We start from the raw sequence: 14,342 nt of genomic DNA, 5'->3' as shown, positions 1-14,342 counted from the left end.
ATTTCTCTGCCTTTTTTCTATGTTTTTCCCTTTGACAGATATGAGAATGTTTGATAACCTTCGTGTAGTAAAAATGAATAGAAATCCTCACGCTATGTCTCAGTGAGGTAGAGGTTGCGCGGATGATGAGTCACTCATGGGAGAGATGGAATCGTTGATCATGAGAAAAAAGGCATCAGCGCCGAAGTGTAGAGAGAGCTCCAACTTTCTTTATGCTGGGTCTGCATTGAACAAATGCAGGACTGCCACGTCTTTGAAGCGTGGAGGGCTATCCGGAGATCAAGGTGTATGTTTTGAAAAGCATGGACTTTTGTTCAGGCTTTTTTTTATGTTCTGATTGCCTAAGAAAAGGGTATGCTGGTAAGAAAGTGACCCAACATGAACATAAAGAATGCAAGTCATTGCTTCACAAATATATCAATGAAGATACTGCCGGGTCTGGTCCAAAGTGAATATAACGGAGGTACGAAAATGGAACAGACAAAAAAATGGGGTTTTTGGTTATTGACGGCTTTTGTCGTCGGAAATATGGTAGGTTCAGGCATCTTTATGCTGCCTAGTACACTTGCCCAGCATGCAAGTCCTTTAGGTGTGACGATGGCATGGCTTGTCACAGGTGGCGGCGTACTGATGATTGCCTTTGTGTTTGGACATTTGTCCATTCATAAACCGCAGCTAACAGCTGGACCACAAAGCTATGCAAGAGCGCTTTTTAAAGATCCGAAAAAAGGAAAAGCAGCCGGTTTTACAATGGTTTGGGGATATTGGGTGGCAAGCTGGATTAGTAATGTCGCCATTATCACAAGCCTAGCTGGTTATTTAACAACCTTTTTCCCAATTTTAACCGTGAAAACGGAGGTCTTTACTTTTGGAAAAGAAGCGATCACACTTGGTCAGCTCACAACGTTTATCGTATGTACAATCCTTCTATGGGGGACTCATACGATTTTAATTACAAGCTTAAGCGCAGCAAGTAAGCTGAACTTTATTACGACCTTTTCAAAGGTGCTTGGATTCGTCCTTTTTATTGTCGCAGGCTTATTTGCATTCCAAACCGCATTATTTGAACATTATTACTTCCCTGTTGAAGCAGCAAGTGGTGAAGGAGTGCTCGGACTTGGAGGCCAAATTCATCATGCAGCCATTTCCACACTATGGGCATTTATCGGCATCGAATCTGCTGTCATTTTATCAGGAAGAGCTTCCTCGCAGCGTGATGTCAAACGTGCGACGATTACAGGACTTTTAATTGCACTGTCTATTTATATGATTATTACCTTGATTACAATGGGCGTTCTGCCGCATGATCAATTGCAAGGTTCTGATAAACCATTCGTAGACGTGCTTCAGCTGATTATCGGACCGGCTGGCGGCATTGTCATGGCACTTCTTGCGATCATTTGTTTATTTGGTTCGATGCTTGGCTGGATTTTGCTTGGTTCTGAAGTCCCTTATCAAGCAGCAAAAGCTGGCGATTTCCCAGAAGTGTTTGCAAAAACAAACAAAAAAGGCAGTCCTGTTATTGCTTTGACTGTCACAAATATCATGTCACAGCTGTTTATTTTCTCAGTCATGTCACGTACGATTAATGAAGCCTTTACTTTCTTAACAACATCAGCGACACTTGCGTATCTCATTCCGTATATCGTGTCGTCGATCTACAGCTTTAAGGTCATCATGCAAGGTGACACATATGAGCTCCAAAAAGGCAACCGGACAAGAGACGGGATCATTGCGCTTGTGGCCATGGGGTATTCCGCTTGGGTCATTATTTCAGGCACAGCTGATTTCAAAACATTTGGTCTTGGTATTGGATTGTTCTTAGTTGGCATTTTACTCTACCCATTCATGTCCAAAAAATTTGCCAAAGGTACAGTTTAAAAAATACGTTTCTCCAATGCTGGAGAAACGTATTTTTTTATGAGGCAGATGTTAATCGATCCACAATAAATTCGAGCTGACCTTCTAGTGACACAGGGTCATTAAAGAAGTAACCGACTGTATCTGTTTCAAATACGCGTTTGTTTTGGACAGCAGGAAGTGATGCCCAGATGCTGCTTTTATACACTTGATCGCCATTACTTTTTGAACCGCTCCATGGGCTTGTGAAAATATAATCGCCTGCAAATTCTGGAAGCTTTTCAAGAGAAATGTTTGCATAACCGACACCACTGTCGATGGCTTCTTTTTGGGCGGCCTTCGGAGCTTTTAATTTCAGCTCGTCATAAATGATTTCACCACCGCGTGCAAAAGTGTTACCGAAAATGTAAATGCCCTTATCGAATGGTGATACGATCGAAACGGTTTTGTTTCCTACAGCTTTTGTAACTTTTGGTTTCACTTCAGCAATTTTGGCATCCCATTTTGTGATCCAATCCGTTGCTTTTTTTGATGTGCCTGTCATTTTACCGAATTCTTTTAGCTGGTCTTTAAACGAATATTGATTGTATTGAATGGCAACTGTAGGTGCAATTTTTTTGTATTGATCAAATTTCTCATCTTCTCCCCAAGCAATGATCATATCCGGCTTCAAAGAGGCTACTTTCTCAACAGAGGGAGATTTTCCAATATTTTTCACTCCATCTGTTTTTCCTTTATAGAAAGGGTTTTTAAAGATGGGCGCAGTGGCAGCAATTGGGGTTTTGCCGAGTGTGACGAGATCCCCGTAATAGCTTTCCGCCAGAAGCACAATACGTTTTGGGTTTTGAGGCAGTTTCACTTCACCCTTTACATCTTGATAGGTGATCGTGTCATTTTTTTTGGCTCCCGATTCTTTATTGGAAGTGCTGCCGCAAGCAGCAGTAAAAATCATAAGGGTCATGAAGGAAATCAAAAGAAGTCCGGTTCGTTTTTTCACAAAAGTTCGCTCCTATTCAATTGTTTATGATAATGATTCTCATTCGCGATTATATCTTAACATGATAGAAGAAAAAATGCATCGGCTATTTTATGACCAAAATGAAAATGGTGAAATTCTCCCGGTTTTTTGATGAAAATAAAGAAATTTATCAGAACAAGGATTTCAAAACGTGAAGAAAGTGATATACTAGACTCCGAGATTGATAATCATTATCACTAATAACGAATAGATATGAACGGAAAGGAAGAGACTGGTTTTGGGCTCACAATCGAATAAACAGCTGTCAGCTAAAGATGATGCGATAGATATTGTGACAAAGCCTTTTGGTACAGCAGCTGTTGTCATCATAGGAATCATTGCTTTAGCATTTGGTCTTTTTTTATCAGTATCGCTAGGAGCGGCAAACATTCATTTACACACGGTATGGGAAGCCGTCTTTCATTTTGACTCACAACAAACCTCACATCAAATCATTAGGGAACTAAGGCTGCCGCGTACAGTTGGTGCCGCACTTGTCGGTGCCTTTTTAGCAGTATCGGGTGCCATCATGCAAGGCATGACAAGAAATGCGCTTGCGTCTCCTGAAATCATGGGTGTGACAAATGGCTCTGCATTTGCGATTGCCATTGCGTTTGCTTTTTTCCCAGGCCAATCTTCTTTTACATTAATTCTTTGGTCATTTTTGGGTGCAGCACTTGGCGCCTCTATTGTATTTGGGGTTGGAACCCTTTCAAAAGGGGGACTTACTCCTGTGAAGCTCGCATTAGCCGGTACGGCTGTTGGCGCACTTTTAAGCTCAATTTCCTCAGCGATTGCCATTCGATTTGACGTCGCGCAAGATATGAGTTTTTGGTACGCAGGCGGTGTGGCTGGTGTGAATTGGAGCAATATTAAGATCATCATTCCAGTTGCGGCTGTAGGACTGATCATCGCAATGATTCTTGCCCGCTCCATCACGGTTTTAAGCTTAGGTGATGAATTAGCAAAAGGGCTTGGACAATATACACGAACAGTCAAGGTACTTGGCATATTGGTCGTGATCCTTTTAACAGGTGCAGCCGTGTCAGTTGCAGGTTCTATTGGCTTTATCGGGCTTGTGATTCCTCATGTTACGCGTTTCTTGGTCGGCGTTGACTATCGCTGGATTATCCCTTGCTCAGCTATTTTAGGGGCTATTTTGCTCATTTATGCAGACATTGCGGCAAGGCTTGTCAATGCGCCGTTTGAAACGCCAGTGGGTGCCATTACAGCCATTATAGGCGTTCCTTTCTTCTTATATTTAGCGAGACGTGAAAGGAGCGGAATTTAAATGGAAATGGTGCAGCAGGCAAAGAAAAAGAAATACAAACGAACGATGGTCATGATCTTTTTAGCGATCGTGGCTGTGTTCCTGATTAGTTTAAATACCGGAGAGATACGGATTTCTCCGATGGATACATTCAAAACATTTTTTGGACTCGGAAGTGAAATGGATGAGCTTGTATTATTCGAGTTCAGACTTCCAAGGATGGTCATCGCTTTACTTGTTGGCGCTTCTATCGCTGTATCAGGAGCCATTTGGCAAGGTGTTTCTCAAAATGGTTTAGCTGATCCCGGCATTCTAGGTGTAAATGCGGGTGCAGGTTTTGCGGTGGTTTTGTTTATCTTTGCCTTTCAGGGTTCGATGTCGAACTTAGGTGATTTTTCAATATTTGTACTGCCGCTTTTCGCTTTCGTAGGTGCCGCCTTTGCTGCATTCCTCATCTATGTGCTAGCGTGGAAAAAGGGCATTACGCCTGTTCGATTGATTTTAACTGGTATTGGGATCAATGCTGCATTTTCGGCAGCGATTGTGGTTATTCAATTAAAGATGAGCCCAAATGATTTTAACCAAGCCATTGTGTGGCTGTCAGGAAGTATTTGGGGCTCAAGTTGGACATATGTCTTATCAGTCGTGCCGTGGATGCTGATTTTTCTTGTATTAGCGATGGTGAGGGCACGCTACTTAAATATCATGAATTTGGGTGATCAGATATCTTATGGCTTAGGGATTTCAGTTCATAAAGAAAGAAGTTTTCTCATGCTGATTGCAGTTGCATTAGCCGGTGCGAGTGTCGCTGTTGCAGGGAGTATATCGTTCCTAGGGTTAGCGGCACCACACCTCGCAAGAAAGCTAGTTGGTCCGAAACATCAAGGAATGATACCGGCGTCCGCTATGATTGGTGCACTGCTGTTATTACTTGCAGATACACTTGGGCGTGTCATACTTGCTCCATCAGAGGTGCCCGTTGGACTTGTCGTTTCTGCCTTAGGCGCACCTTACTTCATTTACTTATTGATGAAAACGAACTAATGAGGAAGGAGAGTACAACAGATGAAATCACTTGAAACAGAAAAGCTTTGTATTGGCTATCATGACCGTTTGATTGTAGACGATTTAAATATCAGCATCCCAAAAGGCAAGGTGACGACATTAATTGGGCCGAATGGGTGCGGGAAGTCAACGATTTTAAAAACAATGTCTCGTATTATGAAGTCCCATCAAGGTGCTGTTTATTTAAATGGCCAGGCGATCCATCAAACACCAACAAAAGAAATTTCAAAACAAATGGCCATCTTACCGCAGACGCCTGAAGCGCCAAGTGGTCTGACCGTTTATGAGCTTGTGTCATATGGACGTTTCCCGCATCAAAATGGATTTGGTCGTTTATCAAATGAGGACAAACGAATCATCAGATGGGCACTTGAGGAGACGGGAATGATTGCGTTTCATGACCGGCCAATTGAAGCGCTCTCCGGTGGACAGCGTCAGCGGGTATGGATTGCGATGGCACTCGCTCAGGAAACAGAGCTGCTTTTATTAGACGAACCAACGACGTATTTAGATCTTGCTCATCAGCTGGAGATCCTTCAGCTGTTAGAACGCTTAAACAGAGAGCAGGGCAGAACGGTGCTGATGGTGATTCATGACCTGAATCATGCTGCACGCTTTTCACATTACATGATTGCCCTCAATCAAGGGAAAGTCATTAAAGAGGGTACGCCTCATGAGGTCATGACAAAAGAGGTGCTCAGTCAGGTGTTCCACATCGATGCAGAAATTGTGCTTGATCCGAGAACGAATAAGCCGATCTGTTTAACATATGACTTAATGAATCATGAAAGAAAGCTTGAAGCTGTGAACGGATAATAGATGGACAAAAAACTCGGTATGTATGACCGAGTTTTTTTGCATCTTCTGGTATTACCTTGTTATGCCATTTTCTCCAGTTGATCTTTTTTCGCTTTTATGCAGAAAAGAGGTACTTTTTTACTTTGGACAATGGTAATATACGGTTAGAGATCATAGCTAGAAAGGAAAGAGATGCGTGGAAACAGCAAAAATATTGATTGCAGATGACGAAGAAGCAATTGTAAAAATGGTTGAACGCGTATTAAAAAAAGAAGGGTTTCAACATATTTATAAAGCCTATCATGCAGATGAAGCATTAGATATTGTCAAAAACGAGGACATCCACCTCTTACTTCTAGATGTGATGATGCCCGGTAAGTCAGGCTTTGATGTTCTGCCTGACATCAGGAAAATGACGAAGGCACCGATTTTCTATTTAACAGCAAGAACGTCTGATGTAGACAAATTGACTGGATTTGCACAAGGTGCAGACGATTACATCACAAAGCCATTTAATCCGTTAGAGCTAGTAGCTAGAATTAAGGCGCACTTAAACCGAACTTATGTCTCCTTACAGGAGGAGCAGGAAGAAGCGCACAGTCAATATGAATATGCTCATTTCTCGTACCATCCTCATGCAGCCGAGTTGAAAGTAAGGGGAAAGGTGACGGCTTGCTCAGCTCAGCTTTTGTCCTTGCTGAAGTATTTTTGTGACCATCCGAATGTAGTACTTTCAAAAGATCAAATCTATGAGAAAGTATGGGGGGTTCCGTCATATGGTGACAACAACACCGTCATGGTTCATATCCGAAAGCTGAGAGAAAAAATAGAATTAGATCCAAGTCAGCCTGAATATATTGTGACGATCCGTGGTATGGGCTATAAGTTCATTCCCCAACCTGTGAAGGTTCTTCAATAGTTTATGAATTTACGAACAAAACTTTTCTTTCACTTTGTCGGACAAATGTTTATTGTCATCGTCATTCTAACGATCGGGCAAACATTCTCTGAAAATCTTTATTTTCAAAAACGCTATGAGAATATGACTGAAACTGGTTTAACGAAGGCAGATGGAGATACACTCATGAGCTGGCTTTATTTTAACGAGGATGGAAAAATGGAAGCCGATGATCAGCTCAAACAAGCAGTGGAAAAACGTGATGGCTGGCTACAAGTGATTGATTCCAAAAAACGCAACGTCTATAGCTATCAACTCCCTAAAAACATTCCAACATCCTATCAAAAGGATGAAATGATCAAGATCTTTGAAAAAAGACAATTTAAAGATTACAAGATGTACTTCTGGCCAATTGAGATTGATCAAGAAAGCTTTATCGTCTTATATGGATTTAAAACGAACAGCACAAAGGTAGCCAATTATCTCAAGCAGCATGAAAAAAATCTGGCTGCATTGTCTCAATATTCAGTTGAAACAAAAGAATTTTTGAAAAGAATGAATGGATCGGTGCATCTGTTTAATGAAGAAGGAAAATACTTAAAAGGTATCCGAGCCAAAAATAATTTGAAAAATAACGTAACGGATGTTGAACTGCTCAAGTATCAATCGAAGCCTTGGGAGTTTAGAAGCGACCTGTCGTATATCAAAGTGAATAAGGATTTGTATATGATTGTTTCGGTGCCAAACAAAGTATACAGCCCAGACGAGCTTTATGATAAAGAGACAGAGGCTTTAAACCAATATACAACGCTTTTGATTGCAGGTCTTGCGCTTACGATTATTATCGTTATGACATTATGGTACTCGTATCGCTATGGGCTACCGATCTATCACATTATCCGCTGGCTGATTTTCTTATCAAGAAATAAATTGCAGGAGCCAACAAATAGAAAAGGTATTCCAGTAAGTAAAAATAAAAAGGGCCGTATTAAGCGGGAGTATCGGCTGTTTGAGGATATTCTCAAAACAATGGATCAGCTCACCAATACGTTAAAAGAGAATGAAGCAAACCGAAGAAAAATTCAAACCACGAGGGAAGAATGGATCGCAGGGCTGTCTCATGATCTAAAAACGCCTCTTAGCACGATTTACGGCTATGGATTAATGCTAGAATCAGATCAATACCAATGGTCCAAGGAAGAAGTCATGGAAATGGGACAAGTCATTCGTGAGAAATCAGAATACATGTCGACGTTGATTGAGGATTTAAACCTCACGTATCGATTGAAAAATGGTGCATTGCCTATTAATCGAAAACCTGTTGAGCTTGGTGAATTTTTAGCCTCCATTATGGACGAGTTTTCAAGAAGCACGCTTTCAGAAGATTATTTGTCATCCTTTGAAGATCAAACAGAGGGTGTCATGTTTGAGATCGATAAAGCCTGGTTTAGACGAGTCATTGAGAACCTGCTGGCAAACGCAGTGAAGCATAACCAGAAAGGTACTCTTATTCAAGCTGTTCTATCTGAAACAAATGATGAAGTTCGGATCGAAATGAAAGATAACGGACGCGGAATGGCGCAAGAAACGGTGGATCATTTATTTAATCGTTACTATAGAGGGACAAATACGAATGATCCAACAAATGGAACAGGACTAGGACTGGCGATTGCAAAAGAGCTTGTCTTACTGCACGATGGCGATATTCAAGTAGAAAGTGAATTAGGTCAAGGAACAACTATTGCGATTATCCTAAAGAAAACACCATCTGTAAAATAGCCAAAAAACGATTTTCTTTTCTAAAGGAGATCGTTTTTTCTTGTTTTAGGATTGAAATCGATTTTGTAAACGATTACAATAAAATTGTTAACGTGAACAAATTGATTTTCATCATTATAAGAGATGGGGGAGTTTGATGAAAGCTTTTTTAGATGAGCAGTTTTTATTAAACAGTCAAACGGCGGAAAAGCTATACCATGAGTTTGCAAAGAACCTTCCGATTATTGATTACCATTGTCATTTAAGTCCAAAAGAAATCTATGAAAATAAAACGTTCCGAAATATAACCGAAGCATGGCTTTACGGGGATCATTACAAATGGCGCGCCATGAGAGCAAATGGGATACCTGAAACACATATCACAGGAGATGCCTCAGATGATGAGAAATTTTTAGCATGGGCGAAAACTGTTCCGATGACGATTGGAAATCCTCTCTATCACTGGACCCATCTAGAGCTAAGACGATATTTTGATGTTGAAGAACTTTTGAATGAAGAAAGCGCAGACATCATCTGGAAAAAAGTAAATGAAAAGTTGCAAGGAGATGGATTTGGTGCGAGAGATTTCATTGTGAAATCAAATGTTGAAACGGTTGTGACGACAGACGATCCGGTTGATTCGTTGATTTATCACCAACAACTGCGGGAAGAAGGCTTTTCTGTGCAAGTACTGCCAGGGTTTCGGCCAGATAAGGCATTAGATATCACAAATGACTTGTTTATCGAGTATGTTCATCAGCTGGCGGAGGTTTCATCTATCAAGATCGAATCCTATCAAGACTTCATAAAAGCACTTCATATGCGAATCGATTTCTTTCATGAACAGGGCTGTTTGATTTCAGATCATGCCATCAATGAAATGACTTACGAAGACACGACGGAAGAAGAAGCTACGATCATTTTTCATAAAAGAATGTCTGGACATCCATTGACGGAAAAGGAGAAGGTTCAATTTAAAACGCACACATTCATTGAACTAGGTCAGGCATATGCTCAGCGGGGATGGGCGATGCAGCTTCATATCAATGCGCTCAGAAACAACAATTCAAAAATGTTTGAGCGGCTTGGACCAGATACCGGATATGATGCAATGAATGATGAAGACATTGCAAAACCTCTTTGCCGCGTATTAGATCGGTTAGAACAAGCATATGCATTGCCAAAAACCATCCTCTATTCCTTGAATCCAAGGGACAATGTGGTGATTTCAACGATCGCTGGAAGTTTTCAAGATGGAAAGACTCCTGGGAAAATGCAGCATGGAACAGCCTGGTGGTTTAATGATACAAAGCAGGGAATGACAGAGCAGATGATGGCACTTTCCAGTATCGGACTGATCAGCCGATTTATTGGGATGCTGACAGATTCACGAAGCTTCCTGTCTTACACAAGACATGAATATTTCCGTAGACTGTTATGTGACATCATTGGAAATTGGGTGGAAAAAGGTGAAGCGCCTAATGATCTCAATTTGCTAGGGGGAATGGTAAAAGGAATCAGCTATGAAAATGCAAAGCAGTATTTTCAATTTGAACGGGCAAATGAGCTTTCGCATAAAAGCAAGATGATATGAACAAAAAGCAAGAATATGAAAGCGTTTTTATGATAAGATGATAAAAAATCATAAAAGGCGGAATAGCATGACAGTCACAATCAAAGATATAGCAAAATTGGCAAACGTTTCTCATACCACAGTATCAAGGGCTTTGAATAACAGTCCTTTTATTAAAGAGAAAACAAAACAAAACATCTTGTCGATTGCAAAACAGCTGAATTACTCACCGAATGTCCATGCCAGAGGCCTTGTCTCGCAAAAATCATTTACAATTGGTCTGTTTTTTACGAGTTTAACAGAAGGCACATCCTCAAGTTTCTTTGTTGATGCATTAAAAGGCGTCAACAGTGTAATAACAGAAAACTATCATTTGGTTGTAAGAGGAATTGACGATTTTCACGATTACACAACCATTCATAAACAGCGGTATGATGGTATTTTGCTCATGAGCCAAAGCGAGCATGATGAAGCGTTTATCCATCATGTGAAAAAGCAGGGCATTCCCATTATTGTACTGAATCGCCGTGTAGAAAGTAATCAAGTGATGAATATATTAGCGGATGATGGTGAAGGGGCATACCAAGCTGCACACTATTTCATTCAGCAGGGGCATAAACAAATTGCCATTATTGAAGGGAAAGAAGGGTTTAAATCCACACAGGAAAGAAAAGCTGGTTTTCTGCAAGCACTCATTGACCATCATGTACCCATGAAGAAGGAATACATGATCACAGGCGACTATCATATGAAGAGCGGCTATGAATCAATGGAAGCCTTACTCACTCTTGATGATCCGCCAACTGCCCTTTTTTGCTCAAACGATGACATGGCGATTGGTGCGATGAATGCATTGTTTGCAAAAGGTAAAAGGTGTCCTGATGATCTCTCTATTATCGGTTTTGATGATATTTCATTTTCATCTTATACAACGCCTGCCCTCACAACAGTCAAAAAGCCAATTGAAAAAATGTGTGCGCTTGGAGCAGAAGCGATCCTTTCAGTCATCAACGATGAAAAGCAAGAAGACGATCATCTGGAAAAAGTGTATGTCCACACAGAGCTGATGATTAGAGATTCAGTCAAAAAGGTGCAGTAATCAGCATCTTTTAAATAAGAATGTTCACGTGTGCAAAAAATGTGGGGAGGAAAAGCGTTTGAGACGATTATCCAAAGATGTGTACCCAGTGGCTGAATATCCTGAAACCATTCTACAAATTGGCGAAGGAAACTTTATGCGGGGATTTATGAATTGGCAGATCCAGAAGCTAAACGACTGTACAGATTTTAAAGGAAGAGCAGTGGTCGTTCCTCCTCGAAAAGGATCAGTGACCGCTCTAAATGAACAAGATGGTTTGTACACTTTATGTATTCAAGGATTTCATGACCAAAAAGAAATGAACGAACGGATCGTCATTCAATCCATCAGCAGGGGAATCAGCACATATACAGATTATGATGCCTTTTTACATGTAGCGGAAAGTCCTGATGTGCGCTTTGTCTTTTCTAATACAACAGAGGCAGGACTTGTGTTAAGAAAAGAGGACCGATTAGAAGATCGGCCGCAAGTAAGTTTTCCAGGAAAGCTGACAGCCTTCTTGTATCACCGCTTCAAAGCTTTTTCTGGAGATGAGAAAAAGGGCTTGATCATTTTACCTTGTGAATTGATTGAACAAAACGGTGATCGATTAAGAGAATATGTGATCACAATGGCAGCTGAGTGGAATCTTCCGCCTGATTTTGTGGCTTGGGTCAAGGAAGCCAACACGTTCTGTAATACGTTAGTTGATCGGATTGTCCCAGGATTTTCTCAGGAAGCAGCGGAGACTGTTCAAAAAGAAGAGGGGTATATCGATGAATTGCTTGTCACAGCAGAATATTATCACCTGTTTGTCATTGAAGCACCTGCGTTTGTTCAAAAAGAGCTTCCTTTTCAAGAAGCAGGGTTAAACGTACTTTTTGTGGAAGATATCGCTCCCTATCGTATGAGCAAGGTTCGCATTTTAAACGGTGCGCATACAGCGATGGTGCCGATTGCATATTCATGTGGCTTGGATACTGTCAAAAAAGCGGTGGATGATGAGCATGTTGGTGTGTTCATTCGCCGCATGCTTGAGGAGGAAGTGCTGCCAGGTTTGCCACTTCCTGAAGAAGAGCTGCTGCTTTATACACAATCCGTTTGGGATCGATTCTGCAACCCTTTTGTCAAACATCAATTACTTGATATTGCCTTAAATGGTGTATCGAAATTTCGGGCGCGTATTCTCCCGTCTCTTCTAGATTATATAGAGCTAAAAAAACAGTTGCCTACGAAACTTATGTTCTCACTGAGCAGTTTGATTTATTTTTATCAAGTCCATGCAGATCAAATAAAGGATGATGAGTCTGTGATGACATTCATGAAGGAAGCATGGGAGGAAGTGGACCATTCCTATGAATCAATGGTCGATCGACTTCTTTCAAACGAAGTTTTATGGGGGATGGATTTGACGAGGATCGCAGGGCTGACGGGTGCAGTAGCCGAGCAGCTCACCTTCATACATGAAAATGGCATGAGAGCTGCTGTTCACCAAATACTTCAATATGAAAGTCAGGGGGAGAAGGCATGAGGGACTTTGTTGTGATTCATCCTTCAGATAATGTTGGCATCGCTTTAAAAGTACTTGAGCAAGGCGAAGAGCTTCAGCACCAAGGTCATACAATCATTTTAAAAGAAACCGTTGCTAAAGGTCATAAATTTGCATTGGCTGAGATCAAAGAAAAAGAGAATATCATCAAATATGGCTACCCCATTGGTCATGCAGCCACTAAGATTTCTGCTGGAGAATGGGTGCATACGCACAATATCAAAACGAACCTATCAGGTAAGCTCGATTACGAATACCGACCTTCTTTAACAGAAAACCCCTATGAAAAAACGAATCTGACATTCAAAGGGTATAAACGAAAAAATGGCGCAAGTGGTATACGAAATGAGCTTTGGATTGTCCCAACAGTTGGGTGTGTCAATGGCATTGCCGATCAAATCATTCAAATATTTACTGCTGACATGGGGGGAAGCATCCATCCTTTTGAAACGGCGTTAGTATTAAAGCACAATTATGGATGCTCCCAACTTGGGGATGATCATGAAAACACAAAAACCATTCTTCAAAATGCCGTAAAGCACCCAAATGCTGGAGGGGTTCTCGTTCTAGGTCTTGGCTGTGAAAACAATGACATTGAGGATTTTAAAGCTACATTAGGGGAGTATGACAAGACGAGGGTGAAATTTTTAAGAAGCCAAGAAGTAGGGGATGAGATTGAGACGGGTGTCGCTTTGCTCAAGGAAATTTATGACGCAGCGAAAGAAGATCAGCGTGAAGACATTCCGTTATCTGAGCTGAAAATTGGCTTGAAATGCGGAGGTTCAGATGGGTTTTCAGGCATTACCGCAAATCCACTTTTAGGCAGACTGTCTGATTTTATTGTGGCTCAAGGAGGGACCACCGTCTTAACAGAAGTACCGGAAATGTTCGGGGCTGAAACGATCTTAATGGAGAGAGCGGAATCAAAAGCGACATTCGACAATATTGTGCAGATGATCAATGATTTTAAACAATACTTTATGGATCATCGACAGCCAGTATATGAAAATCCTTCCCCGGGAAATAAAGCAGGAGGAATTTCGACATTAGAAGATAAATCTCTCGGCTGCACACAAAAAGCGGGTACTTCCGTTATAAAGGATGTTTTAACATACGGGGAGCTGCTAAAACGAAAAGGATTGAATTTATTAAGTGCGCCTGGGAATGATTTGGTTGCTTCATCTGCTCTCGCAGCGTCTGGCTGTCAGCTCGTCCTCTTTACAACAGGCAGAGGCACACCGTTTGGCACATTTGTTCCAACGATGAAGGTATCGACCAATACCGCTTTATATGAAACAAAAAAACATTGGATCGACTTTAATGCGGGGGAATTGCTTGAGGATGTACCAGAAGATGTGGTGCTAGAGAAGTTCATTGCCACGGTGATTGATGTGGCGAGTGGAAAGCTGTTAAATCATGAAAAAAACAATTTTAGAGAGTTGGCTATTTTTAAAACAGGTGTGACACTTTAAGGC

General features: G+C 41.2%; 11 protein-coding genes and 1 riboswitch. Of the genes, 10 read left to right on the top strand and 1 reads right to left on the bottom strand.

The features are described 5' to 3' along the window. Positions 1–100 precede the first annotated feature (100 nt). A riboswitch (Lysine riboswitch) is annotated at positions 101–279 on the top strand. Between the two features lie 192 nt (positions 280–471). Beyond that, on the top strand, positions 472–1,881 hold the full coding sequence (locus tag NST01_RS15465; protein WP_268438972.1) for an amino acid permease: 1,410 nt from the start codon (positions 472–474) through the stop codon (positions 1,879–1,881). A 37-nt stretch (positions 1,882–1,918) separates the two neighbouring features. Here NST01_RS15465 and NST01_RS15460 read toward each other — a convergent pair whose 3' ends face one another. Beyond that, positions 1,919–2,857 (bottom strand): ABC transporter substrate-binding protein, encoded by a 939-nt coding sequence (locus NST01_RS15460; protein WP_144683624.1) that lies wholly within the window; start codon positions 2,855–2,857, stop codon positions 1,919–1,921. Positions 2,858–3,116: 259 nt separating this feature from the next. Here NST01_RS15460 and NST01_RS15455 point away from each other — a divergent pair, with 259 nt between their 5' ends. From NST01_RS15455 to NST01_RS15415, 9 genes are all read left to right on the top strand, one after another. Continuing rightward, positions 3,117–4,169 (top strand): FecCD family ABC transporter permease, encoded by a 1,053-nt coding sequence (locus NST01_RS15455; RefSeq protein ID WP_008347113.1) that lies wholly within the window; start codon positions 3,117–3,119, stop codon positions 4,167–4,169. Beyond that, on the top strand, positions 4,170–5,192 hold the full coding sequence (locus NST01_RS15450; protein ID WP_048003212.1) for a FecCD family ABC transporter permease: 1,023 nt from the start codon (positions 4,170–4,172) through the stop codon (positions 5,190–5,192). A gap of 21 nt (positions 5,193–5,213) precedes the next feature. Beyond that, positions 5,214–6,029, top strand: a complete 816-nt coding sequence (locus NST01_RS15445) for an ABC transporter ATP-binding protein (protein ID WP_017359249.1) — start codon at positions 5,214–5,216, stop codon at positions 6,027–6,029. Positions 6,030–6,207: 178 nt separating this feature from the next. After that, positions 6,208–6,930, top strand: coding sequence for a response regulator transcription factor (locus NST01_RS15440; RefSeq protein ID WP_008347112.1), 723 nt, complete (start codon positions 6,208–6,210; stop codon positions 6,928–6,930). A 3-nt stretch (positions 6,931–6,933) separates the two neighbouring features. Then, on the top strand, positions 6,934–8,688 hold the full coding sequence (locus NST01_RS15435) for a HAMP domain-containing sensor histidine kinase (protein WP_017359251.1): 1,755 nt from the start codon (positions 6,934–6,936) through the stop codon (positions 8,686–8,688). 136 nt (positions 8,689–8,824) lie between these two features. After that, positions 8,825–10,261 (top strand): glucuronate isomerase, encoded by a 1,437-nt coding sequence (uxaC, locus tag NST01_RS15430; protein WP_326115060.1) that lies wholly within the window; start codon positions 8,825–8,827, stop codon positions 10,259–10,261. A gap of 67 nt (positions 10,262–10,328) precedes the next feature. Then, on the top strand, positions 10,329–11,339 hold the full coding sequence (locus NST01_RS15425; RefSeq protein ID WP_144626111.1) for a LacI family DNA-binding transcriptional regulator: 1,011 nt from the start codon (positions 10,329–10,331) through the stop codon (positions 11,337–11,339). 58 nt (positions 11,340–11,397) lie between these two features. Next, entirely contained in the window at positions 11,398–12,849 is a 1,452-nt protein-coding gene (locus tag NST01_RS15420; protein ID WP_326115064.1) for a tagaturonate reductase, read from the top strand. Next, entirely contained in the window at positions 12,846–14,339 is a 1,494-nt protein-coding gene (locus tag NST01_RS15415) for a UxaA family hydrolase (RefSeq protein WP_144739541.1), read from the top strand. Before NST01_RS15420 ends, NST01_RS15415 begins: the two co-directional genes overlap by 4 nt. Positions 14,340–14,342: the final 3 nt, after the last annotated feature.

The organism is Bacillus sp. FSL R7-0166, assembly GCF_038008935.1.
GTDB classification, from domain to species: domain Bacteria; phylum Bacillota; class Bacilli; order Bacillales; family Bacillaceae; genus Bacillus; species Bacillus altitudinis.
The sequence above is the reverse complement of the archived record's forward strand: the minus strand, read 5'-3'. Positions and strand labels throughout refer to the sequence as shown.

Excerpts from the sequence above, each read along its gene's own strand:
- NST01_RS15465 (WP_268438972.1), top strand. The coding sequence starts at position 472 with ATGGAACAGACAAAAAAATGGGGTTTTTGGTTATTGACGGCTTTTGTC.
- NST01_RS15450 (WP_048003212.1), top strand. The coding sequence starts at position 4,170 with ATGGAAATGGTGCAGCAGGCAAAGAAAAAGAAATACAAACGAACGATG.
- NST01_RS15445 (WP_017359249.1), top strand. The coding sequence starts at position 5,214 with ATGAAATCACTTGAAACAGAAAAGCTTTGTATTGGCTATCATGACCGT.
- NST01_RS15435 (WP_017359251.1), top strand. The coding sequence starts at position 6,934 with ATGAATTTACGAACAAAACTTTTCTTTCACTTTGTCGGACAAATGTTT.
- uxaC (WP_326115060.1), top strand. The coding sequence starts at position 8,825 with ATGAAAGCTTTTTTAGATGAGCAGTTTTTATTAAACAGTCAAACGGCG.
- NST01_RS15425 (WP_144626111.1), top strand. The coding sequence starts at position 10,329 with ATGACAGTCACAATCAAAGATATAGCAAAATTGGCAAACGTTTCTCAT.
- NST01_RS15415 (WP_144739541.1), top strand. The coding sequence starts at position 12,846 with ATGAGGGACTTTGTTGTGATTCATCCTTCAGATAATGTTGGCATCGCT.